The sequence below is a fragment of the Clavibacter rahimiani genome, assembly GCF_052654495.1.
Map to the genome: position 1 here is coordinate 1,077,357 of NZ_CP199790.1, position 26,197 is coordinate 1,103,553.

The 26,197-nt window shown below is 73.2% G+C and carries 23 protein-coding genes; 19 read left to right on the forward strand and 4 right to left on the reverse strand.

From position 1 onward, the window contains the following. Window positions 1–71 precede the first annotated feature (71 nt). Genes ACT7CP_RS05195 through ACT7CP_RS05205 form a run of 3 tightly spaced genes read left to right on the forward strand, consistent with a single transcriptional unit; the run spans window position 72 to window position 5,502 of the window. Window positions 72–650, forward strand: coding sequence for a TetR/AcrR family transcriptional regulator (locus ACT7CP_RS05195; RefSeq protein ID WP_445443624.1), 579 nt, complete (start codon window positions 72–74; stop codon window positions 648–650). A 35-nt stretch (window positions 651–685) separates the two neighbouring features. Further along, on the forward strand, window positions 686–3,610 hold the full coding sequence (locus ACT7CP_RS05200; RefSeq protein ID WP_445443625.1) for an MMPL family transporter: 2,925 nt from the start codon (window positions 686–688) through the stop codon (window positions 3,608–3,610). Further along, the gene (locus ACT7CP_RS05205) at window positions 3,607–5,502 is read left to right on the forward strand and encodes a YhgE/Pip family protein (protein WP_445443626.1); all 1,896 of its coding nucleotides are present in this window, start codon (window positions 3,607–3,609) and stop codon (window positions 5,500–5,502) included. The genes ACT7CP_RS05200 and ACT7CP_RS05205 overlap by 4 nt, the downstream gene beginning before the upstream one ends. A 72-nt stretch (window positions 5,503–5,574) precedes the next feature. On the opposite strand, the gene ACT7CP_RS05210 is transcribed toward ACT7CP_RS05205, so the two are convergent. Next, the gene (locus ACT7CP_RS05210; RefSeq protein WP_445443627.1) at window positions 5,575–5,877 is read right to left on the reverse strand and encodes a putative quinol monooxygenase; all 303 of its coding nucleotides are present in this window, start codon (window positions 5,875–5,877) and stop codon (window positions 5,575–5,577) included. A gap of 106 nt (window positions 5,878–5,983) precedes the next feature. Further along, window positions 5,984–6,859 carry a sugar phosphate isomerase/epimerase family protein gene (locus ACT7CP_RS05215; RefSeq protein WP_413963934.1) on the reverse strand — a complete coding sequence of 292 codons (876 nt, stop codon included), beginning with the start codon at window positions 6,857–6,859 and terminating at the stop codon, window positions 5,984–5,986. A gap of 152 nt (window positions 6,860–7,011) precedes the next feature. On the opposite strand from ACT7CP_RS05215, the gene ACT7CP_RS05220 reads away from it, so the two are divergent. The 15 genes from ACT7CP_RS05220 (at window position 7,012) to ACT7CP_RS05290 (ending at window position 23,418) form a co-directional block, all read left to right on the forward strand. Further along, window positions 7,012–7,830 (forward strand): fructosamine kinase family protein, encoded by an 819-nt coding sequence (locus tag ACT7CP_RS05220; RefSeq protein WP_445443628.1) that lies wholly within the window; start codon window positions 7,012–7,014, stop codon window positions 7,828–7,830. A gap of 100 nt (window positions 7,831–7,930) precedes the next feature. Then, the gene (locus ACT7CP_RS05225) at window positions 7,931–9,526 is read left to right on the forward strand and encodes an alpha,alpha-trehalose-phosphate synthase (UDP-forming) (protein WP_445443629.1); all 1,596 of its coding nucleotides are present in this window, start codon (window positions 7,931–7,933) and stop codon (window positions 9,524–9,526) included. Window positions 9,527–9,531: 5 nt separating this feature from the next. Continuing rightward, window positions 9,532–10,359 carry a trehalose-phosphatase gene (gene otsB / locus ACT7CP_RS05230; protein ID WP_445443630.1) on the forward strand — a complete coding sequence of 276 codons (828 nt, stop codon included), beginning with the start codon at window positions 9,532–9,534 and terminating at the stop codon, window positions 10,357–10,359. A gap of 86 nt (window positions 10,360–10,445) precedes the next feature. Next, the gene (locus ACT7CP_RS05235; RefSeq protein ID WP_445443631.1) at window positions 10,446–13,451 is read left to right on the forward strand and encodes a Na+/H+ antiporter subunit A; all 3,006 of its coding nucleotides are present in this window, start codon (window positions 10,446–10,448) and stop codon (window positions 13,449–13,451) included. Continuing rightward, complete coding sequence (locus ACT7CP_RS05240; protein ID WP_445443632.1) at window positions 13,448–14,008, forward strand: Na(+)/H(+) antiporter subunit C; 561 nt, start codon at window positions 13,448–13,450, stop codon at window positions 14,006–14,008. Before ACT7CP_RS05235 ends, ACT7CP_RS05240 begins: the two co-directional genes overlap by 4 nt. Next, window positions 14,005–15,597 (forward strand): Na+/H+ antiporter subunit D, encoded by a 1,593-nt coding sequence (locus tag ACT7CP_RS05245; protein WP_413963940.1) that lies wholly within the window; start codon window positions 14,005–14,007, stop codon window positions 15,595–15,597. Before ACT7CP_RS05240 ends, ACT7CP_RS05245 begins: the two co-directional genes overlap by 4 nt. Beyond that, window positions 15,594–16,268 (forward strand): Na+/H+ antiporter subunit E, encoded by a 675-nt coding sequence (locus ACT7CP_RS05250; protein WP_445443633.1) that lies wholly within the window; start codon window positions 15,594–15,596, stop codon window positions 16,266–16,268. Before ACT7CP_RS05245 ends, ACT7CP_RS05250 begins: the two co-directional genes overlap by 4 nt. Beyond that, complete coding sequence (locus tag ACT7CP_RS05255) at window positions 16,265–16,540, forward strand: MrpF/PhaF family protein (RefSeq protein WP_413963942.1); 276 nt, start codon at window positions 16,265–16,267, stop codon at window positions 16,538–16,540. The genes ACT7CP_RS05250 and ACT7CP_RS05255 overlap by 4 nt, the downstream gene beginning before the upstream one ends. Further along, entirely contained in the window at window positions 16,537–17,106 is a 570-nt protein-coding gene (gene mnhG / locus ACT7CP_RS05260) for a monovalent cation/H(+) antiporter subunit G (protein ID WP_445443634.1), read from the forward strand. Before ACT7CP_RS05255 ends, mnhG begins: the two co-directional genes overlap by 4 nt. Window positions 17,107–17,163: 57 nt before the next feature. After that, window positions 17,164–18,858, forward strand: coding sequence for a dihydroxy-acid dehydratase (gene ilvD / locus ACT7CP_RS05265; RefSeq protein ID WP_445443635.1), 1,695 nt, complete (start codon window positions 17,164–17,166; stop codon window positions 18,856–18,858). A gap of 71 nt (window positions 18,859–18,929) precedes the next feature. Further along, entirely contained in the window at window positions 18,930–20,738 is a 1,809-nt protein-coding gene (locus tag ACT7CP_RS05270) for an acetolactate synthase large subunit (RefSeq protein WP_413963945.1), read from the forward strand. Beyond that, window positions 20,735–21,244, forward strand: coding sequence for an acetolactate synthase small subunit (gene ilvN, locus ACT7CP_RS05275; RefSeq protein ID WP_012037781.1), 510 nt, complete (start codon window positions 20,735–20,737; stop codon window positions 21,242–21,244). Before ACT7CP_RS05270 ends, ilvN begins: the two co-directional genes overlap by 4 nt. 147 nt (window positions 21,245–21,391) lie before the next feature. Beyond that, the gene (gene ilvC / locus ACT7CP_RS05280; protein WP_307502563.1) at window positions 21,392–22,417 is read left to right on the forward strand and encodes a ketol-acid reductoisomerase; all 1,026 of its coding nucleotides are present in this window, start codon (window positions 21,392–21,394) and stop codon (window positions 22,415–22,417) included. A gap of 138 nt (window positions 22,418–22,555) precedes the next feature. Next, a complete protein-coding gene (locus ACT7CP_RS05285; RefSeq protein ID WP_445443636.1) occupies window positions 22,556–23,059 on the forward strand; it encodes a hypothetical protein in 504 nt (167 codons plus the stop codon). Next, complete coding sequence (locus ACT7CP_RS05290) at window positions 23,056–23,418, forward strand: hypothetical protein (protein WP_445443637.1); 363 nt, start codon at window positions 23,056–23,058, stop codon at window positions 23,416–23,418. The genes ACT7CP_RS05285 and ACT7CP_RS05290 overlap by 4 nt, the downstream gene beginning before the upstream one ends. A gap of 10 nt (window positions 23,419–23,428) precedes the next feature. Here ACT7CP_RS05290 and ACT7CP_RS05295 read toward each other — a convergent pair whose 3' ends face one another. Continuing rightward, window positions 23,429–23,830 (reverse strand): DoxX family protein, encoded by a 402-nt coding sequence (locus tag ACT7CP_RS05295; RefSeq protein WP_445443638.1) that lies wholly within the window; start codon window positions 23,828–23,830, stop codon window positions 23,429–23,431. A gap of 62 nt (window positions 23,831–23,892) precedes the next feature. Between ACT7CP_RS05295 and serA the strand changes: the two genes are divergently transcribed. After that, window positions 23,893–25,482, forward strand: coding sequence for a phosphoglycerate dehydrogenase (gene serA / locus ACT7CP_RS05300; protein ID WP_413963950.1), 1,590 nt, complete (start codon window positions 23,893–23,895; stop codon window positions 25,480–25,482). Window positions 25,483–25,565: 83 nt separating this feature from the next. Here the strand turns inward: serA and ACT7CP_RS05305 are convergent, their stop codons facing one another. Then, window positions 25,566–26,168, reverse strand: coding sequence for a TetR/AcrR family transcriptional regulator (locus tag ACT7CP_RS05305; protein ID WP_445443639.1), 603 nt, complete (start codon window positions 26,166–26,168; stop codon window positions 25,566–25,568). Window positions 26,169–26,197: the final 29 nt, after the last annotated feature.

The window sequence follows — 26,197 nt, forward strand, 5'->3', positions numbered from 1 at the left end:
TCCCTGTCAAGCCCCCGGGCATCTGACCGATCAGTCAGGCACTGACCGCTCGGTCAGCGTAGGCTCCACGCGTGACCAGGACCCCCCGCGCATCCGCCGGCGCCGAGCTCCGCCCCATCGCGGCGGCCCGCTTCGCCCGGGACGGGTTCCAGGCGACCTCGCTGCAGCAGATCGCCGACGAGGCGGGCTACTCGAAGTCGAGCGTGCTCTACCACTTCGCCTCCAAGGAGGCCCTGCTCGACGCCCTCCTCGAGCCGACGATCGACGCGCTCGCCGAGGTCATCGAGCGGGCCGACTCCATCCGCGGCGACGAGGAGGCGCGACGCCTGTTCGTCGAGCGCTTCATCGACTTCCTGCTGCTGCACCGGCACGAGGTCGCGCTCTTCATCACGCAGGGCCGCTCGCTCGGGCACCTCGCCGTGATCGAGCGGGCCAACGACCTCGTCCGCACGCTCGGCGAGACCGCCGGCGCGCTCGACAGCACCCTCGACCAGCTGCGCTTCGGCGTGGCGCTCGGCGGGGCGGCGTACATCCTCGCCGCCAGCGACGACTGGTCCACCAACGAGCCCCTCCCCGACGACGAGATCAGGGCCGCTCTCGTCGTGGTCGTGGGGGAGCTCCTCGCCCCCCTCGGCGCCCGCACCGCCTGACCCCGCACGTCCCCTCGCAAGGAGAGCCCCCGCCCATGGCAACGCTTCTGTACCGGCTCGGCCGGATCTCGTTCCTGCACCCGTGGCGCGTCGTCGCCGCCTGGATCCTCGTCCTCGGCATCCTGCTCGGCGGCGGCCTCGCGCTCGGCGGGAAGACGCAGGAGGCGTTCGCCATCCCGGGCACGGAGTCGCAGGAGGCCATCGACCGGCTCGCGGCCGTGTTCCCGCAGGCCGCGGGCGCGAGCGCGCAGATCGTGACCGAGGCGCCGGCCGGTGCGAAGGTGACCGACGAGGCCGAGAGGGCCGCCATCGAGGCCACCGCGACGGCCGCCGGCGAGGCGCCGGGCGTCGAGACGGCGCTCTCGCCCTTCTCCGAGTACGCGACCGACGCGGTCTCCGAGGACGGCACCGTCGCGATCACGACCGTGCAGTTCTCGGGCCAGAGCGACCAGGTGACGGAGGCCACGCTCGACGCGCTGAAGGACTCCGCGCAGGCGGCGACCGACGCCGGGCTGGCCGTCTCGTTCGGCGGGCAGGTGTTCCAGGACATCCACTACGGCGTCACGGTCACGGAGGCGTTCGGCGTGCTCTTCGCGGGCCTCGTGCTCGTGCTCACCTTCGGGTCGCTGCTCGCGGCGGGCCTGCCGCTCATCGGCGCGCTCGTGGGCGTCGCGGCGTCGGCGGGGGCCCTGCTCGCGGCGGCCCGCTTCGTCACGGTCTCGAGCGCGTCGCCGCTGCTCGCCGTAATGATCGGCCTCGCGGTCGGCATCGACTACGCCCTCTTCATCCTCATGCGGCACCGCACGCAGCTCGCGAACGGCATGCCCGTGGAGCGCTCGGCGGCCACCGCGGTCGCGACCGCCGGCAGCGCCGTCATCTTCGCGGGCGTGACGGTGATCATCGCGCTGCTCGGGCTCCTCGTGGTGCAGATCCCGTTCCTCACCGTCATGGGCCTCGGCGCCGCGTTCGCGGTGCTGCTCGCCATGGGCGTCGCGACGACGCTGCTGCCCGCGATGCTCGGCTTCGCGGGCGAGCGCCTGCGGCCGAAGGAGGGCTCGCGGGCCGCCCGCCGCGCCACCGCGCAGGCAGCCGGGACGCAGCGGACCCTCGGGGCGCGCTGGGTCGCGATCGTCACGAAGGTGCCGATCATCCCCGTCGTGATCGTCATCGGCATCGCCGGGCTGCTCGCCGTCCCCGCCTCGCAGCTGCAGCTCGGTCTGCCGAGCGGCGCGACCGACCCCGAGGGATCCACCAGCCGCGTCGCGTACGACACCGTCTCGGACGCGTTCGGCCCCGGCCACAACGGCCCGCTCGTCGTCCTCGTCGACATCACGCAGACCACCGACCCGATCGGGGTGCTGGGCGACATCGGGGACGAGATCCGCGGGCTCGACGACGTCGCGTTCGTGGGCGCCGGCACGCCGAACCCGTCCGTGGACACCGCGATCATCCAGGTCGTGCCGGACAGCCCGCCCGAGTCGGCGGCGACCACGGCCCTCATGCAGTCCATCCGCGACCTCGCGCCCGGGCTCCACGACCGCTACGACACGCGCGTCTCCGTCACGGGCACGACCGCCGTGCAGAACGACATCTCGCAGCGGCTCGACCAGGCCCTCGTGCCGTTCGGCGTCGTGGTCGTGGGGCTGTCGATCATCCTGCTGATGATCGTGTTCCGGTCGATCTTCGTGCCGGTGAAGGCCGCGGTCGGCTTCCTGCTGAGCGTCATCGTGTCGTTCGGGACGGTGGTCCTGATCTTCCAGGACGGCCTGTTCGCGGACGTCCTCGGCGTGACGCCCGGCCCCATCCTCAGCTTCATGCCGATCCTCCTCATGGCGATCCTGTTCGGGCTCGCCATGGACTACGAGGTCTTCCTGGTCTCGGGCATGCGCGAGGACTTCGTGCACCACGGCGACGCGCGCCGTGCCATCGTCACGGGCTTCTCGGGCGCCGCCCGCGTGGTCACGGCGGCCGCCCTCATCATGTTCTTCGTCTTCGCGGCCTTCGTGCCCGAGGGCGCGGGCGTCATCAAGACCATCGCCCTCGGGCTCGCCGTCGGCATCTTCTTCGACGCGTTCCTCGTGCGCATGACCCTCGTGCCCGCGGCCATGGCGCTGCTCGGGAAGCGCGCCTGGTGGATCCCGCGCTGGCTCGACCGGATCCTCCCCGACGTCGACATCGAGGGCGAGGGCCTCCGCGAGCACCAGGACGACGTCGACTGGGCCCGCGCGTCCGGCGCCGCCGTCGCGGCCGAGCGGCTCGTCGTGGGCGTGCCCGGGCGCCGGCTCCCGCCGGTCGACCTCAGCGCCCCGGCCGGATCCCTCGTGCTCGTCGAGGGCGACGTCGCCGACCGCCGGCTCCTCGGCGCCACGCTCGGGGCCCGGCTCGCGCCGCTGTCCGGCCGTGCGCACGTCGCGGGCCACCCGCTCGCGTCCGAGTCCGGCCGCGTCCTCACGAGCGTCGCCATGGCCGACCTCGGCCGCGTCGACCGCGTCGACTCGGGCGTAACGGTGGGGGACCTCCTCGCCGAGCGCATCGACCTGTCGGAGCCGATGGGCCGCCGCCGCGGGGCCCGCGCGCGTCAGTCGGAGTGGCTCGCGCGCATCGACGAGGCCGCCGACGCGGCGGGAGCGCGGCGCATCGGCGCCGACGACCCCGTCGGATCGCTCCTGCCGCTCGAGCGCGCCATCGCCCTGACCGCGGTCGCCGCGTCCGGCAGGGCCCCCGTGCTCGTGCTCGACGTGGTGGACCCCTTCCCCGACGCCGCCGCCGAGCGGGCGTTCCTCGCCGCCCTGCCCGCGCTCGTCCACGAGAGCACGACCGTCCTGCTGGGCGCGCCGTGGTTCCCCGACGACCACGGGATCCCGGGCCGCCCCACCGTGCGCCTCCGCCTCGGCGCGGATGACGCCGCCGTCCCCGACATCGACCAGCCCGTCACGACCGGCAAGGAGACCCGCCGATGACCACCCGCTCCGTACGCCGACGGCTCGCCGTCGCCCTCGTCGCGATCGTGCCCCTCGCGGTCGCCGGCCTCTTCATCGGCTCCCTCTCCAACGTCGCCGACGGCGTCGAGCGGGTGCCCGCCGCCATCGTCAACCAGGACGAGATGGTGCAGCAGACGGCGCCGGACGGCACCGAGTCGCCCGTGCTGGCCGGCCGCCTGCTCGTCACTCAGCTGACCTCCGACGACAACCAGGCCTTCGACTGGACCATCACGAACGCCGACGAGGCCCAGCGGATGCTCGACGACGGCGAGGTCTACGCGGTGCTGACGGTGCCCGAGGACTTCTCCGCGTCGATCGTGTCGCTGTCGACGGACGCGCCGCAGCGCGCGCAGATCACCGTGGCGACCGACGACGCGCACGGCTACCTGACGGGCGCGGCCACGCAGGCCGTGGGCGTCGGCATGACGAGCGTCTTCGGCAACGCGATCACGTCGCAGTTCGTCTCCGGCATCTACACGACCTTCGGCAGCCTCAAGGGCTCGCTCACCGAGGCCGGCTCGGGCGCCGAGCAGCTCGCCGACGGCGCGACCCAGCTCTCCTCGGGCGCGACGCAGCTCGGCGACGGGATCACGCAGCTCGGCGACGGCCTCGGCCAGTCCGAGCAGGGCGCGTCGCAGCTCGCCGACGGCCTCGGCGCGTACACGGGCGGCGTCGGGCAGCTCTCCTCCGGGCTCGACCAGCTGCAGGCCGGGGCCGCCGGTCTGTCGCAGGTGTCCGACGGGGTAGGGCAGTACGCGGGCGGGGCCGGGCAGATCGCCCAGCAGGTCGCGGGGATCCGGCAGCAGCTCGCCGCCGACCCGCAGACCGCGCCGCTCGCCGCGCAGCTCCAGCCGCTCGAGCAGGGGCTCGACCAGTACGCGGCGCAGGGCGCGACCCTCGCGACCCAGGCTGCGGCCGGGATCCAGGGCGTGCAGCAGGGCATCGGCCAGAGCGCGTCCGGTGCGTCGCAGCTCGCGGCCAACGGCGGCGCGCTCGTCTCCGGCGCGCGCCAGCTGGGCGACGGCCTCGGCCAGCTCCGCGCCGGCGCGACCGGCGCGGCCACGGGCGCGGGCGACCTCGCCACGGGCGCCGACGCGCTTTCCTCGGGCGCGACGGAGCTCGGCTCGGGGCTCACGCAGGGCGCGGAGCAGATCCCGTCGCTCGACGCCGACCAGGCCTCGTCCGCCTCGGGCGTCGTCGCCGACCCGGTCGGCCTCACGGTCGAGCGCGAGAACGAGATCGGCAGCCCGGGCGACGCCATCGCCGCGATCTTCGTGCCCGTCGGCCTGTGGCTCGGCGCCTTCGCGACGTTCCTCGTGCTGCGCCCGGCCGCGCGCCGCCTGCTCGCGTCCTCGGCCGCGACCGGCCGCGTGATGGGCCGCGTGCTCGCGCGCGCCGCCCTGATCGCCCTGGTGCAGGTCGTGCTCCTCGTCGCGCTCGTGCACGCGGCCCTCGGGCTGTCGCTCGCGCTGCTGCCCGCCACCCTCGGCTTCGCGGCGGTGACGGCGGCGGCCTTCACGGCGATCCACTACCTGCTCCGGCAGGCGCTCGGGCGCACGGGTCTCGTGGTGTCGCTGATCCTCCTGGCCGTGCAGGCGGCGGCCATGGGCGGCGTGATCCCGCTCCAGCTCGTGGCCGAGCCGTTCCAGGCGATCAGCCCGTTCCTGCCGCTGACCTACGCGGTGGCCGGCATGCAGGCGATCATCGCGGGCGGCGCCCCGGGCGTCGCCTGGGGGTCGGCGGGCGTCCTCGCGGTGTTCCTGCTGCTGAGCCTCGCGGTGTCCTACCTCGTGACCCGTCGCTCGCGCCGGGCGCGGAGCCTCGGGCTGGTGCCCGGCGCGGCCCCGTCGTCGGTGGCCGTCGCGGTGTGACCCGCGGGACGACCGCATCGACGACGAGGGCCGCCCGGTGATCCGGGCGGCCCTCGTCGTGCGTGCGGCGCGCTACAGCGCGAGCGCGATGCGCCCGCTGAACACGCGGGTCACGGGCGGCGCCGCGAGCACCTCGCCGAGGCGCGCGGCGCCCTCGGGCGTGGCGCGCCAGGCGACGTAGGCGTCGTGGTCCGCGTTGGACGCCCACTGCTCGACGACGATCATGCGGGCGGGGTCGGCGTCGTCGACGAGGACCTCGAGGCCCTCGTTGCCCGCGAACGCGCGGGTCGCCTGCAGGGTCTCGGCGAGGACGTCGGCGACGTCGGCCAGGCGGCTCTCGTCGACCTGGATCTCGAGGTGCACGGTGGTGCTCATGGTGTCTCCGGTCCCGACGCCGGGCGGGCGGGGCCTCGCGCGGCGTCGATCATGTGCGGGGGCGTTCCCCTCCGCCCATCCAACCGCGTGCGCCTGGGCGCGCGCGTCACCGCTCGCGGCGCAGCGCGGTCCGGAGCCGCTGGTACCCGGAGACCGCGGGCGGCGCGACGGGCGTCTTCTCCGGCGCCGTGTCGAGCCGGAGCTGCCGCTGCGCGAACTCGCGCGTCTCGATGAGCATGGCGAGCCGCTGCTCCTCGGTCTTGGCCTTGCGGGTGTTGACCTCGGCGACGACGCCCCCCTGCCAGCCCTGCTCGGCGAGCCAGCGGAGCGTCTCCGCGACGGGCTGCGTGCCGCGGCCCGGGAGGAGGTGCTCGTCGAAGATGCGGCCGTCGTCCTGCGACCCGGATCCGTCGCACAGGTGCACGTGGCGCAGGCGCGGGCCGAGGGCCTTGGCCATCTCGAGGGCGTCCTGGCCGGAGAGCGAGGCGTGCGAGAAGTCGAGCGTGGTGGCGTCGCAGTCCATGGCGGTGGGGTCCCAGCCGGGCGCGTACGCCTTCATGCTGCGGCCGGCGACCTGCCACGGGAACATGTTCTCGACGGCGATCTCGACGCCGGTCGACGTCTGGATCGAGCGCACGATGTCGAGGAACGACTCCGCGTAGCCGGCCTGCCAGCGGAACGGCGGGTGCACGACGACGGCGGGCGCGCCGACCGCGTGCGCGAGCTCGGCGGACCGCTCCAGCTTGACCTGGGGATCCCGCCCCCACACGAAGTGCGTGAGCAGCAGGACGGGCGCGTGGATGGAGAGGATCGGCAGCCCGTGCTCCTCCGACAGCGCGCGGAGGGCCGCGGCGTCCTGGGTGACCTCGTCGTTCGTCACCATGATCTCGACGCCGTCGAAGCCCGCGCGCCTCGCCATGGAGAAGGCGGCGGCGACGGGCTGGGGGTACACGCAGGTCGTGCTCATTCCGACACGGATCACGTCGGCGAGCGTACCCGGCGCCGCTGAGCGCACGGGGTACGCGGGCGGTCCGGCGCGTGTCGGATGCGCGACGCGGACAGCGGCCGCCGCCGGGAGGCAGGGTGGAGGCGACGGGACGGCGGCACGCCGGCCGCGACGGGAGGGGGACGGGCATGGCGGCTGCGGGATCGGGCGGGCACGACGGCGGGGACGCCTACCGGAAGGAGCGCGCGGACGCCCCGCGCGGGTTCTTCGAAGCCGAGGCAGCGGGGCTCGCGTGGCTGGCCGAGGCGGAGCCCGCCGGGGGAGCGCGCGTGGTCCGCGTGCGCGCGGTCGCGCCGGGCCGCATCGACCTCGAGCGCCTGGAGACCGCGCGGCCCACGCGCGCGGCGGCCCGGGCGTTCGGCACGGCGCTCGCCGCGACCCACGCCGCCGGCGCCCCCGCGTTCGGATCCCCGCCCGCCGGCCTCGACGGCCCGGCGTTCATCGGGCGGCAGCCGCTGTCGGTCCGGGGCGCGGGCGACGACGGCCCGGGGGAGGGATGGGGCGCCTGGTACGCCCGCGAGCGCGTGCTGCCCTACCTGCGCCGGGCGGTCGACGTCGGCCATGCGACCCCCGCGCAGGCCGCCGACGTGGAGCGCGCCTGCGTGACCGCCGCCGACGGCCGGTTCGACGACGGCGCGGCGCCCGCGCGGATCCACGGCGACCTTTGGTCGGGCAACGTGCAGTGGACGGCCGCCGGGGCGGTCCTCATCGACCCGGCCGCGCACGGCGGCCACCGGGAGACCGACCTCGCGATGCTCGCGCTCTTCGGCTGCCCGGGCCTCGACGAGGTCCTCGGCGCCTACGCGGACACCGGCTCCCTCGCCCCGGGCTGGCGCGCCCGCGTGCCGCTGCACCAGCTGCACCCGCTCGCCGTCCACGCCGCGTCGCACGGCCCGTCCTACGGCGACGCGCTGCACGACGCCGCACGGGCCGTCCTCCGCATGTGACGCCGGGGGACCCGCCGCCCCCGCTCGCGGCACCGCCGGGCTGGTAGCCTCGACCCACCGAGCAGGTACCACAGAGCTCTGCGCAACCGAGACGGGAACCGTGACTCCGCCACCCTCATCCACGCCCTCCGCGACCGAGCCGACGACCGCCGACGCGAGCGGCGTCCCCGACGTCGAGCCCGGCGCCTACGACCTCGTCGTCGTCTCCAACCGCCTCCCCGTCGACCGCGTGGTCGCCGCCGACGGCACCACCTCCTGGCGGCACTCGCCGGGCGGCCTCGTCACGGCCCTCGAGCCCGTCATGCGCGCCAACGAGGGCGCGTGGGTCGGCTGGCCGGGCATCGCCGACCACGACGTCGAGCCCTTCGTCGACGACGGCATCTCGATCATCCCCGTCACGCTCAGCGAGCAGGACCTCGCCGAGTACTACGAGGGCTTCTCGAACGACACGCTGTGGCCGCTCTACCACGACGTCATCGCGCAGCCGAGCTACCACCGCGAGTGGTGGGACACCTACGTCAAGGTCAACCAGCGGTTCGCCGACGCGGCCGCGAAGGCCGCGGCGCCCGGCGCCACCGTCTGGGTGCAGGACTACCAGCTGCAGCTCGTGCCGAAGATGCTCCGCGAGCAGCGGCCGGACCTCACCATCGGCTTCTTCAACCACATCCCGTTCCCGCCCTACGGCATCTACTCGCAGCTGCCGTGGCGCACGCAGATCATCGAGGGCCTCCTCGGCGCCGACGTCATCGGCTTCCAGCGGGTCGCCGACGCCGGCAACTTCACGCGCGCCGTCCGGCGGCTCTTCGGGTACACGACGCGCGGGACCACGGTCGACGTGCCCGTGCGCGGCGGCATCGCGCTCACCGTCCCCGGCACCAAGCCGTCGAAGCCCGTGCGCGAGCTCCGCACCCGCCCGGTCGTGGCCAAGCACTACCCGATCTCCATCGACGCGCGCAGCTACGAGGAGATGGCCAAGGACCCGGCCATCCAGGAGCGCGCCCGCCAGATCCGCGCCGACCTCGGCGACCCGGAGACGATCCTCCTGGGCGTCGACCGGCTCGACTACACGAAGGGCATCGGCCACCGCCTGAAGGCGTTCGGCGAGCTCCTCGCCGAGGGGCGCGTGAAGGTGGAGGACGCGACGCTCGTGCAGGTCGCGAGCCCCAGCCGGGAGCGCGTCGAGACGTACCGCCAGCTGCGGGACGAGATCGAGCTGACGGTCGGCCGCATCAACGGCGACTACGGCTCCATCAGCCACACCGCCATCAGCTACCTGCACCACGGGTACCCGAAGGAGGAGATGGTCGCGCTGTGCCTCGCGGCCGACGTGATGCTCGTCACGGCCCTCCGCGACGGCATGAACCTCGTCGCCAAGGAGTACGTCGCCACGAAGCACTCCAACGAGGGCGTGCTCGTGCTCAGCGAGTTCGCGGGCGCCGCGGACGAGCTGAAGGCCGCGCTCCTGGTGAACCCGCACGACATCGAGGGCCTCAAGGAGGCGATCCTCCGCGCCATCGAGATGCCGAAGGCCGAGCAGCGCAAGCGCATGCGCTCGCTCCGCAAGCGCGTCTTCGAGAACGACGTCGCGGCCTGGTCGAGCGCCTTCCTCGCCGACCTCGGGCGCACGCACGCCGCCTCGATCCACGAGGGGCCCGACGAAGAGGTCGTCGAGCCGCTCATGGACGAGGGCTGGTAGACCGCGTGGCCGAGCTGACCACCGACATCCAGGCGAAGGGCGGTCGCGGCTTCCCGGGACGGCTGTTCGAGGCGCTCACCGAGCTCGCGCGCACCCCGCGCCTGCTGGTGGCGCTCGACTTCGACGGCACGCTCGCGCCCGAGGTCGACGACCCCGAGAAGGCGCGCGCGGTGCCCGAGGCCCGCGCGGCCGTGCTCGCGCTGCTGGCGCTGCCGGACACCCGCGTCGCGCTCGTCTCGGGTCGGGCGCTGCGGAGCCTCGAGGCCGTGGCGGACCTGCCGGACGAGGTGCTGCTCGTGGGATCGCACGGCGTGGAGATCCGCCTCGACAGCGACGACATCGAGCTCGTGCTCGACGAGGGCGAGCTCGCGCAGCGCGGGGTCCTCTCCGACGTGCTCGGCCAGGTCGCCGACTCGCTCGACGAGGTCTGGATCGAGGAGAAGCCCGCGGGCTTCGCCCTGCACACGCGCCTCGCCACCGAGAAGCACAGCCGCATCGCGCACCTCGTCGCGACGCAGGAGGCGAACGCGGAGGTCGACGGCCTCAAGGTCCGCTCCGGCAAGGACGTGCTCGAGTTCAGCATCCGCCAGGCCACGAAGGGCGAGGCGGTCGAGCACCTCCGCCGGTACGCCGAGGCGACCGCCGTCTTCTACGCGGGCGACGACGTCACCGACGAGGACGCGTTCGCCGCGCTCCAGGCCGGCGACCTCGGCCTCAAGAGCGGGTCGGGCGCGACCGCGGCCGACTTCCGCGTCGACGGACCGCACGACGTCGCGCGCGTGCTGCAGGTGCTCGCCGACCTCCGCGCCGAGCCGGCCGTCCGCCTCGACTGAGCCCGACGGCGACGGCACCGCCAGGCCCTCTCAGGGAGGACCCAGGTAGAATGGGGAAATAGCCGACTCGCGAGAGGAGACCGCACGTGATCGTCCTCCTCGCGGTGTTCCTGGTCGCCTCCGTCGTCCTCCCGCTCCTCGCCCGCGCCGTGGGCGTCCGCGCGTTCGTCGTCGCCGCCCTCGTGCCCGCCGCGGCCTTCGCGTACACGGTCGCGCAGGGGCCGGCCGTGCTGCCCGACGGCGAGGTCGTCGAGCGCCTCGAGTGGATCCCGTCGCTCGGCATCACGCTCGACATGCGCATGGACGCCCTGTCCTGGATCCTGTCGCTCGTCGTCACGGGCGTCGGCGCCCTCGTCCTCCTCTACTGCGCGCGCTACTTCCGCTCCAGCGAGGAGGGGCTCGGCCGGTTCGCGGGCCTGCTGCTCGCGTTCGCGGGCGTCATGTACGGCCTCGTCCTCGCCGACGACGTGTTCGTCCTCTTCACCTTCTGGGAGGCGACGAGCGTCCTCTCCTACCTGCTCATCGGCCACTACACGGGCCGGAAGGCCAGCCGCGGCGCCGCGCTGCAGGCGCTCCTCGTCACGACGGCGGGCGGGCTGGCGATGCTCGTCGGCCTCGTGATCCTCGCGGCGGCGGGCGGCACGACGAGCCTCGCCGCGCTCGTGGCGGACCCGCCCGGCGGCCCGCTCATCCCCGTGGCGGTCGTCCTCATCCTCCTCGGCGCGCTCTCGAAGTCCGCCCTCGTCCCGTTCCACTTCTGGCTGCCGGCCGCCATGGCCGCGCCGACCCCGGTGAGCGCGTACCTGCACGCCGCCGCCATGGTGAAGGCCGGCATCTACCTCATCGCCCGCCTCGCCCCCGGCTACGCGGACGTGCCCGGGTGGCGCGTGCTCCTCGTCTCCCTCGGCGTCGCGACGATGCTCGTGGGCGGCTGGCGCGCGCTCAAGCAGATGGACCTGAAGCTCGTCCTCGCCTACGGCACGGTGAGCCAGCTCGGCTTCCTGACCGTGGTCGTCGGCTACGGCACGCGCGACGCCGCCCTCGCGGGCGTCGCGCTCCTCCTCGCGCACGCGCTCTTCAAGGCGACGCTGTTCCTCGTCGTCGGCGTCGTCGACCACCGCGCGGGCACGCGCGACCTCCGCAAGATCAGCGGACTCGGCCGGAAGGCGCCCGTGCTCGCGGTCATCACGGCCCTGGCCCTCGCGTCGATGGCGGGCCTGCCGCCCTTCCTCGGCTTCGTGGCCAAGGAGGCCGTGCTCTCGGCGCTGCTCCTCGACGCCGAGCTCGGCGGCGGCCTCGGCGGGGTCGCGCTCGTGGGCGTCTCGATCGGCTCGTGCCTCACCGTCGCCTACAGCGCCCGCTTCATGTGGGGCGCCTTCGCCCGCAAGCGCGGCGTGGACGAGGTCCAGCCCGTGCACGAGCACCTCGACTTCCTCGTGCCGCCGGCCGTGCTCGCCGTGGCCGGCCTCGTGCTCGGGTTCCTCGCGTCGAGCGTCGACGGCTGGATCGCCGGCTACGCCGACACCCTCCCCGCGGTGAGCTCGGGGGCCTCGGGCGAGCCGGATCACACGTACCACCTCGCGCTCTGGCACGGCCTGGAGCCCGCCCTGTTCATCTCCGCCGGCACGCTGGTCGTCGGCCTCGCCCTGTTCCGCCTCCGCGACGGCGTCTTCGCGCTGCAGTCGCGGGTCCCCGCGTGGATCGACGCGGCCCGCATCTACTGGGCGTCCATGCGCCTCATCGACCGGGTCGCGGCGCGCACCACGGCCACCACGCAGCGCGGCTCGCTGCCGTTCTACCTCGGCGTGATCCTGCTCGTGCTCATCGGCTCGGTGGGATCCGCGCTCGCGCTCAACCGCTCGTGGCCGACGACCGCCGTGCCGTTCGACCACCCCGCGCAGCCCGTGATCGGCGTCGTGATGATCGTGGCGGCGGCCGCCGCCGCCCGCGCCGGCAAGCGCTTCCAGGCCGTCGTGCTCGTGGGCGTCACCGGCTACGGCATGGCCGCCCTCTTCGCCCTGCACGGCGCGCCCGACCTCGCGCTCACCCAGGTGCTCATCGAGACGATCACGCTGGTCGCCTTCGTCCTGGTGCTCCGCCGCCTGCCCGTGCGGCTGGGGGAGCGGAACCGCTCGGTGCACCCGGTGTGGCGCGCGGCCATCGGGATCGCGGTCGCGGCCCTCATGTCGACCGTCGCGGTCGTCGCCCTCGGGGCCCGGGTCGCGGATCCCATCTCGCTGGAGTTCCCGCGCCTCGCCTACGAGCAGGGCCACGGCAGCAACGTCGTCAACGTCACGCTCGTGGACCTCCGCGGCTGGGACACCATGGGCGAGATCTCGGTGCTCATCGTCGCGGCCACGGGCGTCGCCAGCCTCATCTTCCTCAACCGCCGCACCGACAACCTGCCGCGTCTGAAGGCGCCCGCACGACACGGCCTCCTGGCCCGGCTCGCCGGCCGCCGCGACCCGGCCGCGCCCGAGGTCGTCGAGGCCGAGCCCGGGGCGGACGGCCCCCAGGGCACGACGCGCGCGGCGATCGCCGACACCCGCCGCGAGGAGCGCAGCCCCTGGCTCCTCGCCGGCCGCACGCTCGCGCCGCAGAACCGCTCGATCCTCCTGGAGGTCGTGGTCCGGCTCCTCTTCCACAGCCTCATCGTCGTGTCCGTCTACCTCCTCTTCGCCGGCCACAACCTGCCGGGCGGCGGCTTCGCGGGCGGCCTCCTCGCGGGCATGGCCCTCGTCGCGCGCTACCTCGCGGGCGGGCGCTACGAGCTCGGGGCCGCGGCCCCGGTGGACGCGGGACGCGTCCTCGGCACGGGCCTCGTCTTCGCGGTCGGCACGGCGGCGCTGCCGCTGGTCTTCGGCGCCGACGCGCTGACGTCCACGTGGATCGACACCGAGGTCCCGCTCCTCGGCCACGTCGAGTTCGTCACCAGCACCTTCTTCGACGTCGGCGTCTACCTCGTCGTCGTCGGCCTCACGCTCGACGTGCTCCGCAGCCTCGGCGCCGAGGTCGACCGCCAGGAGGAGAACGACCGCACGGTCGAGCAGGGGGCGGACGGCATGGAGACCGAGCAGGGGGTGCGCGTATGAGCGTCTCCCTCACCCTCATCGTGATCATGGCCTCGCTGTACGCGACCGGCATCTACCTCATGCTCGAGCGCAGCATGACGCGCGTGCTGCTCGGGTTCCTGCTCGTCGGCAACGCGACCAACATCCTCATCCTCATCATGTCCGGGCGCGTGGGCCTCGCCCCCATCTACGACCCCGACCTGGATCCGTCGGAGTACGCCGACCCGCTGCCGCAGGCGCTCATCCTCACGGCCATCGTGATCACCTTCGGCGTCTCGGCCTTCCTCATGGCGCTCATCTACCGCTCCTGGCGCCTGGCGAACGCCGACGTCGTCACGGACGACGAGGACGACCTCGCGATGCGCGGCCCCCGCACGGGCCTCGGCGAGGAGCCGACCGTCCCCGACGACGACGACACCGAGTTCGGCACCAACGCCGAGGCCGCGATCGCCTCCGCGCGGAAGCTCCGCGACAACCGCTCCGACCTGGAGGAGGCCATCGACGACTCGGCCGACGACGACGACGACCGCGACTTCCGCACGAGGCGCGCCGAGCAGGGGGAGGGGGGCGACCGGTGACGATCTTCCAGACCCTCATCCCGCTCGTCGTCCTCGTGCCGCTGCTCGGCGCCGCCGCCGCGCTCGTGGCCGCGCGCCAGCGCCGCCTGCAGGTCGCCGTGTCGGTGCTCGCGCTCGTCATCGTGGTCGCGATCAGCGGCGTGCTGCTCGCGCTGGTGGACCAGCAGGGCGGCCAGTCCGTCGAGGTCGGCGGGTGGGCGGCGCCGTTCGGCATCGTCCTCGTGGTCGACCGGCTGTCGGCCCTCATGCTGCTGATCTCGTCGATCGTGCTGCTCGCGGTCCTCATGTTCTCGATCGGCCAGGGCCTCGAGGACGGCGACGGCGAGACGCCCGTGTCGATCTTCAACCCGACCTACCTGATCCTCGCGGCCGGCGTCTTCAACGCCTTCGTCGCGGGCGACCTCTTCAACCTCTACGTCGGGTTCGAGATCCTGCTCGTGGCGAGCTACGTGCTGCTGACCCTCGGCGGCACGGAGGCGCGCATCCGGGCGGGCGTCACCTACATCGTGGTGAGCCTCGTCTCGTCGATGCTGTTCCTCGCGTCGATCGCCATGATCTACGGCGCGCTCGGCACCGTGAACATCGCGCAGATCTCGGTGCGGCTCGACGAGATCCCGCCGGACGTGCAGCTGATCCTGCACATCATGCTGCTCGTCGCGTTCGGCATCAAGGCGGCCGTCTTCCCGCTGTCGTTCTGGCTGCCGGACTCCTACCCGACGGCGCCCGCACCCGTCACCGCGGTGTTCGCGGGGCTCCTCACCAAGGTCGGCGTCTACGCGATCCTCCGCACCGAGACGGTCATGTTCCCCACCGACCAGCTGTCCACTGCGCTCATGGTGGTCGCGGCGCTCACCATGGTGATCGGCATCCTCGGCGCGGTGGCGCAGGCCGACATCAAGAGGCTGCTGTCGTTCACGCTCGTCAGCCACATCGGCTACATGGTCTTCGGCATCGCGCTCAACACCGTGGCCGGCATGACGGCGACCATCTACTACGTGATCCACCACATCGTCGTGCAGACGACGCTGTTCCTCGCGTCCGGGCTCATCGAGCGCACGGGCGGCAGCACGTCGATCAACCGGCTCGGCGGGCTGCTGAAGGCCGCGCCCGTGATGGCGATCCTCTTCTTCATCCCCGCGCTCAACCTCGGCGGCATCCCGCCCTTCTCCGGCTTCATCGGCAAGGTCGCGCTGTTCGGCGCGGGCGCCGAGGTCGGCGGCTGGCTCACCTACGCCGTCATCGCGGCGGGCGCGGCAACGAGCCTCCTCACCCTCTACGCCCTGGCGCGCGTCTGGAACATGGCGTTCTGGCGCGGCGCGGAGGAGGTCGAGGACTACGAGTCGCCCCTGCTCGACCAGCTCTCCGAGCGCCCGGGCGGCGAGGCCACCACGACCGTGCGGAAGACGCCCGTGCTCATGACGAGCGCGACGGCCGGCATGGTCGTGGTCAGCGTGGCGCTCACGGTGTTCGCGGGTCCCGTCTACGCCCTCTCGGAGCGCGCGGGGGAGAGCCTCACGGGCCCCGGGTCCGGCGTCGGCTCCGGCGAGCAGGGCTACGTGGAGACCGTGTTCCCGGGAGGCGTCCGGTGAGCCCGCGCCGCGCCCGCGCCCGTGCCGAGCGCCTGTCCCTCCTGGTGCAGCTGCCGCTCCTCGTCTGGCTCGTGATCCTGTGGCTCCTCCTCTGGGGCCACGTCACGGTGATCTCGGTGGTCACCGGCATCGTGCTCGCGCTCCTCGTGACGCGCGTGTTCTACCTGCCGCCCGTGGAGCTGTCCGGCCGCTTCGACATCCGGTGGGCGGCGATCCTCCTCGCGCGCTTCGCGGTCGACCTCGTCCGCGCGTCGTACCAGGTGGCGGTGCAGGCGTTCGACTGGCGCGGGGTGCCGGTCAACTCGGTCATCGCGGTGCACCTGCACACGCGCAGCGACTTCGTCATGACGCTCACGGCCGAGCTCGTGTCGCTCGTCCCCGGCTCGATCGTGGTCGAGGCCGACCGCGAGCGCTCGATCCTGTACCTGCACGCGCTCGGCACCTCGACCGCGGAGGACGTGGAGCGCGTGCGCCGGACGACGCTGGAGGTGGAGAGCCGCATCGTGTTCACGCTCGGCACCGCGGACGACATCTGGCGCGTCAACCGCGACCGCCGGGAGACCGGGCGGGCGCCGCTCCTGCAGAGCCGGAGGCAGCGCGCGCACGAGCTCGTGCGCGACCGCGACCTCGAGGCCGGGCTCATCAGCACCACGGGGGAGGAGCTCTCATGAGCGTCGTCATGCAGGTCGGCTGGGTCGTCGTCGGCGCGCTGTTCTTCGCGACGTCCGCGATGGCGCTCGTGCGCATCGTGCGCGGCCCGAGCATCCTCGACCGGATCATCGCCTCCGACGTGCTCCTCACCACGCTCATCTGCGTGCTCGGCGCGGAGATGGTCTACAACGGACACACCCGCACCGTCCCCGTCATGCTCGTGCTGGCGATGACCGCGTTCCTCGCGACCGTCGCCGTCGCCCGCTACGTCTCGAAGCAGGACCCCTCGTGAACGACGTCCTCGCGTCCGGCCCCCTGGCCGACGCCCTCGACCTCGTGAGCCTCGTGCTCCTGATCCTCGGCGGCGTGCTGTCGGTCGCGGCGGGCGTGGGCCTCCTCCGCTTCCCGGACCCGCTAGCGCGCATGCACGCGGCGACGAAGCCGCAGATCCTCGGCGTGATCCTCGTGCTCCTCGCCCTCGCCCTCCAATCGCGGAGCCTCAGCACCGCGGCGATCCTCGTGCCCGTCCTCCTGTTCCAGATGCTCACGGCCCCGATCTCCGCGCACATGGTCGGCCGGGCCGGCTACCGCCTCCGCCACTTCCTGCGCGAGGAGCTCCTCGTCGACGAGCTCGAGGAGGCCATCGACCGGGCCCACGACGAGCTGCGGGCGGCCGACGGGGTCGACGCGTCGTCGCTGCCCGTCGGGTCCGCGGAGAACATCGCGGCGGAGGAGGCCGGCCACGTCGCCGGCGGCGCCGGGCCGCGCGATGCCGAGACGCACCTCACCGCGCCCGTGGCCGAGGACCCCCGCGCCGACGACCGCGGCGAGGGGCGGCTGCCCCCGGGCGTCGGCTGATCCCGCGCCGTCCCCGCGCCGCCGGGACTGCTCGCTCCGAGGACCTAAACTCGTGCCATGCCTGAGATCGACATGAAGCCCCGGAGCCGCGACGTCACCGACGGGATCGAGGCCACCGCGGCCCGCGGCATGCTCCGCGCCGTCGGCATGGGCGACGAGGACTGGGTGAAGCCCCAGATCGGCGTCGCCAGCTCGTGGAGCGAGATCACCCCCTGCAACCTGAGCCTCGACCGCCTCGCGCAGGCGTCGAAGGAGGGCGTGCACGCGGGCGGCGGCTACCCGCTCCAGTTCGGCACCATCTCCGTCAGCGACGGCATCTCGATGGGCCACGAGGGCATGCACTTCTCGCTCGTCTCCCGCGAGGTCATCGCCGACAGCGTCGAGACGGTCATGATGGCCGAGCGCCTCGACGGGTCCGTCCTCCTCGCCGGCTGCGACAAGTCGCTCCCCGGCATGCTCATGGCGGCCGCGCGGCTCGACCTGTCCTCGGTGTTCCTCTACGCGGGATCCATCGCGCCCGGCTGGGTCAAGCTCTCGGACGGCACCGAGAAGGAGGTCACGATCATCGACGCCTTCGAGGCCGTCGGCGCGTGCAAGGCCGGCACGATGAGCCAGGAGGACCTCACCCGCATCGAGAAGGCCATCTGCCCGGGCGAGGGCGCCTGCGGCGGCATGTACACCGCGAACACCATGGCGAGCGTCGCCGAGGCCCTCGGCATGAGCCTCCCCGGATCCGCGGCCCCGCCGAGCGCCGACCGCCGCCGCGACTACTTCGCCCACCGCTCCGGCGAGGCCGTCGTCAACCTCATCGCGAAGGGCATCACCGCCCGCGACATCATGACGAAGGAGGCGTTCGAGAACGCGATCTCCGTGGTCATGGCGTTCGGCGGATCCACCAACGCCGTCCTCCACCTCCTCGCCATCGCGCGCGAGGCCGAGGTCGACCTGCAGCTGTCCGACTTCAACCGCATCGCCGACCGCGTGCCGCACCTCGGCGACCTCAAGCCCTTCGGCCGCTACGTCATGAACGACGTCGACCGCGTCGGCGGCGTCCCCGTCGTCATGAAGGCCCTGCTCGACGCGGGCCTCCTGCACGGCGACGTCATGACGGTCACCGGCCGCACCATGCGCGAGAACCTCGAGTCGATGGACCTCGCGGACCTCGACGGCACGGTCATCCGGAAGATGGACGACCCGATCCACGCGACCGGCGGCATCAGCGTGCTGCACGGCTCGCTCGCCCCCGAGGGCGCCGTCGTCAAGACGGCCGGCTTCGACCTCGACGTGTTCGAGGGCCCCGCCCGCGTCTTCGAGCGCGAGCGCGCCGCGATGGACGCCCTCACCGAGGGCCGCATCTCCGCGGGCGACGTGGTCGTCATCCGCTACGAGGGCCCGAAGGGCGGCCCCGGCATGCGCGAGATGCTCGCCATCACCGGCGCCATCAAGGGCGCTGGGCTCGGCAAGGATGTACTACTCTTGACGGACGGTCGATTCTCAGGCGGCACAACCGGACTGTGCATCGGCCACATGGCTCCCGAAGCGGTGGACGCAGGTCCCGTCGCCTTCGTGCGCGATGGAGACCGGATCCGCGTCGACATCGCCGCTCGCACGCTCGACCTACTGGTCGACGAGGCCGAGCTCGCCGCCCGCCGTGAGGGGTGGGCACCTCTCCCGCCGCGCTACACGCGCGGAGTCCTCGCCAAGTACGCCAAGCTCGTGCACTCGGCCGCCGAGGGCGCGATCACCGGATGACCCCCTCCTCACCTTCCGCACCCTCTCCCAGGAATCGCGCACCCATGCCAGCTCTGCCCACCCCGCCCCCCATGCCGCAGGCCCCGACCGCCCACCAGGGCGACGAGATCCTCACGGGGGCCGAGGCCGTCGTCCGCACGCTCGAGCTCCTCGGGGTCGACGACATCTTCGGCCTGCCGGGCGGTGCCATCCTCCCGACCTACGACCCGCTCATGGACTCGACGAAGCTGCGCCACATCCTCGTCCGCCACGAGCAGGGCGCCGGCCACGCCGCCGAGGGCTACGCGTCCTCGAGCGGACGCACCGGCGTCTGCATCGCCACGTCCGGCCCCGGCGCCACGAACCTCGTGACCGCCATCGCCGACGCCTACATGGACTCGGTGCCGCTCCTCGCGATCACCGGCCAGGTGTTCTCGACCCTCATGGGCACGGACGCCTTCCAGGAGGCCGACATCGTGGGCATCACGATGCCCATCACGAAGCACAGCTTCCTGGTCACGAAGCCCGAGGACATCCCGTCCACGATCGCCGCGGCGTACCACATCGCCTCCACGGGGCGCCCGGGCCCGGTCCTCGTCGACATCACGAAGGACGCGCAGCAGCTCGAGGCGCCGTTCCACTGGCCGCCGAAGATCGACCTGCCCGGCTACCGGCCCGTCGTCAAGGCGCACGGCAAGCAGATCCAGGCCGCGGCGCAGCTGCTGGTCGAGGCGAAGAAGCCCGTCCTGTACGTCGGCGGCGGCGTGATCCGCGCGAAGGCGCACGAGGAGCTCCTCGCGCTGGCCGAGGCGGTCGGCGCGCCCGTCGTCACGACGCTGATGGCCCGCGGCGCGTTCCCGGACTCGCACCCGCAGCAGCTCGGCATGCCCGGCATGCACGGCACGGTCCCCGCGGTGCTCGCGCTGCAGGAGTCCGACCTGCTCGTGTCGCTCGGCGCGCGCTTCGACGACCGCGTGACCGGCAAGGCGTCGCTGTTCGCGCCGCACGCCAAGGTGGTCCACGTCGACGTCGACCCGGCCGAGATCTCCAAGATCCGCATCGCGGACGTCCCGATCGTGGGCGACGCGAAGGACGTCATCGCCGACCTCGTGGTCGCGTTCCGCGACGCGAAGGCCGCCTCCTCGGTCGAGCAGGACATCGCCGACTGGTGGACGTACCTCGACGGACTCCGCGAGGAGTTCCCGCTCGGCTACACCCCGCCCGCCGACGGCCAGCTCGCCCCGCAGTACGTCATCCAGCGCATCGGCGAGATCACGGGCCCGGAGGGCGTCTTCGCCTCCGGCGTCGGCCAGCACCAGATGTGGGCGGCGCAGTTCATCAAGTACGAGCGCCCCAACTCCTGGCTGAACTCCGGCGGCGCCGGCACCATGGGCTACTCGGTGCCCGCCGCCATGGGCGCGAAGGTCGCCCAGCCCGACCGCCACGTGTGGGCGATCGACGGCGACGGCTGCTTCCAGATGACCAACCAGGAGCTCGCCACCTGCACGATCAACGACATCCCGATCAAGGTCGCGATCATCAACAACTCGTCGCTCGGCATGGTGCGCCAGTGGCAGACCCTCTTCTACGAGGGCCGCTACTCCAACACCGACCTCAACACGGGCGGCGGCACGCGCATGGTGCCCGACTTCGTGAAGATGGCCGACGCGTACGGCGCGCTCGGGATCCGCGTGACGAAGCCCGAGGAGGTGGACGACGCGATCCGCCTGGCGCTCGCGACCAACGACCGCCCCGTCGTCATCGACTTCGTGGTCAGCCGCGATGCGATGGTGTGGCCGATGGTGCCGCAGGGCCTCAGCAACAGCGCCGTGCAGTACGCGCGCGACCACGCGCCCGACTGGGACGACGACCTCGCCGAGACGGGACGGACCGAGAAGTGAGCCACATCCTGAGCCTCCTGGTGGAGGACAAGCCCGGACTTCTGACGCGCGTGGCGGGGCTGTTCGCCCGCCGCGGCTTCAACATCGAGTCGCTCGCCGTCGGCGCGAGCGAGATCGAGGGGCTGTCGCGCATCACCGTCGTCGTCGACGTGGAGGCGCTGCCGCTCGAGCAGGTGACGAAGCAGCTGAACAAGCTCATCAACGTCATCAAGATCGTGGAGCTCGATCCCGGCCAGGCGGTCGAGCGCGAGCACCTGCTCGTGAAGGTGCGCGTGGACAACACGACCCGCTCGCAGGTGCTCGAGGCGGTGAACCTCTTCCGCGCGCGCGTGGTCGACGTGGCCACCGACGCGCTCATCATCGAGGTCACGGGCGACTCGGGGAAGGTCCAGGCCCTCCTCCGCGTGCTCGAGCCCTTCGGCATCAAGGAGCTCGCGCAGTCGGGCCTCCTCGCCATGGGACGCGGATCCAAGTCCATCACCGACCGCGTCTTCCGCACCGCCTAGGACGATCCCGACGGACCGCACGGGCCAGCCGCTAGGCTCCCCGCGCGCCGCACGTACCGCACGACCCACGCCCGCGCGAGCGCGGCGCCTCGGCACGACCGCCCCTCGCCCTTCCCGCGGGGACGACAGAACAAGGAGATCCATCACGTGACTGACATCGTCTACGACAAGGACGCCGACCTCTCGCTCATCCAGGGTCGCAAGGTCGCCGTCATCGGCTACGGCTCGCAGGGCCACGCGCACGCGCTGAACCTCCGCGACTCCGGCGTCGAGGTCGTCATCGGCCTCAAGGAGGGCTCGCCCAGCCGCGCCAAGGCCGAGGAGCAGGGCTTCACCGTGCACACGCCGGCCGAGGCGTCCGCGTGGGCCGACGTCATCGTCATCCTCGCGCCCGACCAGCACCAGCGCGGCCTCTACGCCGACAGCGTCCGCGACAACCTCACCGAGGGCAAGACGCTCGTCTTCGCGCACGGCTTCAACATCCGCTTCGGCTACATCGAGGCGCCCGAGGGCGTCGACGTCGTCCTGGTCGCCCCCAAGGGCCCGGGCCACACCGTGCGCCGCGAGTTCGAGGCCGGCCGCGGCGTCCCCGTCATCGTCGCCGTCGAGGTCGACGCGACCGGCAAGGCGTGGGACCTGGCCTGGTCGTACGCCAAGGGCATCGGCGGCCTCCGCGCCGGCGGCATCCGCACCACCTTCACCGAGGAGACCGAGACCGACCTGTTCGGCGAGCAGGCCGTGCTCTGCGGCGGCACGTCGCAGCTGGTCCAGTACGGCTTCGAGACGCTGATCGAGGCGGGCTACCAGCCGCAGATCGCGTACTTCGAGGTGCTGCACGAGCTGAAGCTCATCGTCGACCTCATGTGGGAGGGCGGCATCGCGAAGCAGCGCTGGAGCATCTCCGACACCGCCGAGTACGGCGACTACGTCTCCGGCCCGCGCGTCATCTCGCCGGACGTCAAGGAGAACATGAAGGCCGTCCTCGCCGACATCCAGTCCGGCGCGTTCGCGAAGCGCTTCATCGAGGACCAGGACGCCGGCGCGCCCGAGTTCCTCGCGCTCCGCAAGAAGGGCGAGGAGCACCCCATCGAGTCGACCGGTCGCGAGCTGCGCAAGCTCTTCGCGTGGAACAAGGCCGACGACGACTACACGGACGGCTCGGTCGCCCGCTAGCCGACGCCCCACCCGCATCACCGGACGCCCGGTCGCCTCGCGCGGCCGGGCGTCCGCGCGTCCGGACGCGGTCGCTCCGGGGCCTCGGGCCCCGGGGAGCGCGGCGGTCGTCCGGACGCGAGCACGTACCATCGGGGGATGCCCCGCACCCCCGACGACGACGCCCTCAGCTGGGCCGGCGAGGAGGCGGATCCCACCCTCGCCCGCTCGCCCGAGCCCCAGCGCGCGGCACCACGCCCCCTGGCGCACGGCGCGGGCGACGGGACGGGTCGCGGATCCGCCCTCGGCGCGACCGCCGCCCGCCGCGCCGGCGCCCCGCGCGAGCGCCTGGTCGACGACGGCCCGGACCAGGCGGCCCCCGAGGCGTCGCCCGAGGTCGTGGTGCTCGCCTTCTTCGGCGCCGTCGCGATCCTCGAGGCCATCGCCTGGTTCTTCGTCGTGCGCGACAACCCGTCGAGCGCGGGATCCGCGTTCGCGGTCGCCGTCGCGCAGGCCACCGAGGCGCTCACGGTGCTCGCACCCCCGCTCTGGCTCGCCGCCGTCATCGTCGCCGGGCGCGGCATGCGCCTCGGCCGCCGGGCGGCCGTGCTGGCCGCCGGGGCCGTCGTCCTCTTCCCGTGGCCCTGGCTGGTGACCCGGTGAGCGCCGACCGCACGGGCGCCGCCGTCCCCGCCCCCGCGCGCACCCGGCGCGGCCGCCCGACGCGGGCGGGCTGGGTCGTGGGCGTCGTCGGCGCGATCGCCCACGGGATCCTCGTGTGGCAGGCGGTCGACCAGTACACGGCGTTCCGCGACATCGCCACCGCGTTCGGCGGCGCGCTCCGCCCCGGCACCCTGGCGGCGCTCATCGCGGCGATCCTCGTGCCGGTCGTCGCGTTCGTCGTCGCGGCGCGCGCCACCCGCGGCCGTCCCGTCGCCGCGCGCGTCCTCGTGATGCTCGCCGGGCTCGCGGTCGCGAGCGCGCTCACGGTCGGCCTCGCCGCCCTGCTGCCGCTGGTCTAGCGGCGCCCGGCTAGATCGGCCAGCCCGCGAAGAGCACGAGCGCGATCAGCACGAGCTGCGCCACGAGGCGCGGCACCAGCGGGATCGCGATGCGGCCGAAGCGCTCGGGATGCCGGGCCGCGAAGGCGTTCGCGGGGAACACGGCGACGAGGAACACGGCCAGCGCGATGCCCGCGGCGAGGCGCACGGGCTCGACCAGCAGGCCGATCCCGCCGGCGATCTCGCACACGCCCGTGATCCGCACGAGCGCCAGGGGAGAGGGCACCCCGGGCCGCCGGAACGACGGCGGGATGATCGCCGCCATGGTGCGCGCGGCCCGCGGCGCGAAGTGGTTCACGCCCATCCCGATGAAGACGAGGGCCAGCAGGATCCGCACGGCGAGCTGGATCGCGCCCCACGTCACATCGCTCATCGCCCCATCATGGGGCCACTAGCATGTGAGGGTCCCAGCCGCCCCCGCCCGAAGGACCGCTCTTGACCAAGCCCGTCGTCGTGATCGCCGAAGAACTCTCGCCCGCCACCGTCGATGCCCTGGGGCCCGACTTCGACGTCCGATCCGTCGACGGCACCGACCGCCCGGCGCTGCTCGCGGCCCTCGCGGAGGCGGACGCCGTGCTCGTGCGCTCCGCCACCCGGATCGACGCGGAGGCCATCGCGGCCGCCCCGCGCCTCCAGGTCGTCGCCCGCGCGGGCGTGGGCCTCGACAACGTCGACATCAAGGCCGCGACCACCGCGGGCGTCATGGTCGTCAACGCGCCGACCTCGAACGTCATCTCGGCCGCCGAGCTCGCCATCGGCCACATCCTCTCGCTCGCCCGCTTCATCCCGGACGCGAGCGCGTCGCTCAAGCAGGGCCTCTGGAAGCGCTCGTCCTTCACGGGCGTCGAGCTCTACGAGAAGACCATCGGCATCGTCGGCCTCGGCCGCATCGGCACGCTCGTCGCCCAGCGCCTCGCCGGCTTCGGCGCCACCCTCGTCGCGTACGACCCCTACGTCACGCCGGCCCGCGCGCAGCAGCTCGGCGTGCAGCTCCTCCCGCTCGACGAGCTGATGAGGGTCTCCGACTTCATCACCATCCACATCCCGAAGACGCCCGACACCACGGGCCTCATCTCCACGGAGCAGTTCGCGCTCGCGAAGACGAGCCTCCGCATCGTGAACGCCAGCCGCGGCGGCATCATCGACGAGGACGCGCTCTACACGGCGCTCAAGTCGAAGCGGATCGCGGGCGCCGGCCTCGACGTGTTCGTCAGCGAGCCGCCCACGGGCTCGCCGCTGCTCGAGCTCGACAACATCATCGTCACGCCGCACCTCGGCGCCTCCACCGACGAGGCCCAGGAGAAGGCGGGCGTCTCGGTCGCGCGGAGCGTGCGCCTCGCCCTCGGCGGCGAGCTCGTGCCGGACGCGGTCAACGTCGCCGGCGGCGTCATCGACCCGTACGTGCGCCCCGGCATCCCGCTCATGGAGAAGCTCGGCCAGGTGTTCGCCGGCCTCGCCCACGAGGCGCTCACGAGCATCGACGTCGTCGTGCGCGGCGAGCTCGCCGGCTACGACGTCAGCGTCCTCAAGCTCGCGGCGCTCAAGGGCGTGTTCACGAACGTGGTGAGCGAGAACGTCTCCTACGTCAACGCGCCGCTCCTCGCCGAGCAGCGCGGGCTCGAGGTGCGCCTCATCACGGACGCGGTCTCCGAGGAGTACCGCAACGTGCTCAGCATCCGGGGCGCGCTGTCCGACGGCACGCAGGTGTCGGTCTCGGGCACGCTCACGGGCACCAAGCAGATCGAGAAGCTCGTCGAGATCGACGGGTACGACGTCGAGGTGCCGTTCAGCCGCCACCTCATCGTCATGAAGTACGAGGACCGTCCCGGCATCGTCGCGGTCTACGGCAAGGAGTTCGGCGACGCCGAGGTCAACATCGCGGGCATGCAGATCGCCCGCCAGGAGGCCGGGGGCCGTGCGCTCAGCGTGCTGAGCGTCGACTCGCCCGTGCCGGACGGCGTGCTGGAGAACGTGCGGCGGGCGATCCGGGCCACGTCGCTGCGCGAGATCGACATCGCCGACTGACGCCACGGCACGCAGCACCCGGGAGGGCGGTCGCTCCGGCGGCCGCCCTCCCGCTGTGTCCGGGGCGGGTCGCGCCGGGCGGGTCAGCCGCGCGTCGAGCGGAGCCGCACGAGGTCGTCGACCACGCGGATGAGCGCGTCGAGCGCGTCGTCGGCGGGGGCGGATCCGCCGAGCCACGGCTGCAGCGCCGAGTTGTAGTAGAGGCCGTCGCCGATGAGCAGCACCGCGCGGGCGACCGCCGGGTCGCCGACGGCCTCGAGGATCACGGCCGCCCACTCGTCCTGCAGGTGGGTGAGGGTGTCCCGGGCGCGCGGGTGGTTGCCCTGCGCGAGGCGGGAGGTCGCGACGTAGGCGCGGTCGAAGGGCGTGGCGGTGGAGAGCGAGCCGCGGATCCAGCGGTCGACCGGTCCGCGCTCCGCCTGCCGCAGCCGCTCGACGTCCTCGCGGGCGAACGCCGCCATGCGGGCGAGCAGCCCGTCGACGAGGGCCTCCTTGCCGCCGAAGTGGTAGAGCAGGCCGCCCTTGGAGACGCCCGCCGCCTGGGCGACCGCCTCGAGGGTCGTGCCGCGCTCGCCCTGCTGCACGAGGAGCTCCTCGAACGCGTCGAGGATGCGGTCGCGGGCGGTGGCGGTCGTGCCGGCCGCGGGGGCGTCGGGTGCGGGCGGTTCGGGCGGTGCGTCGGGCATGGCCCCAGCGTAGTCACGGGTTGCCCACT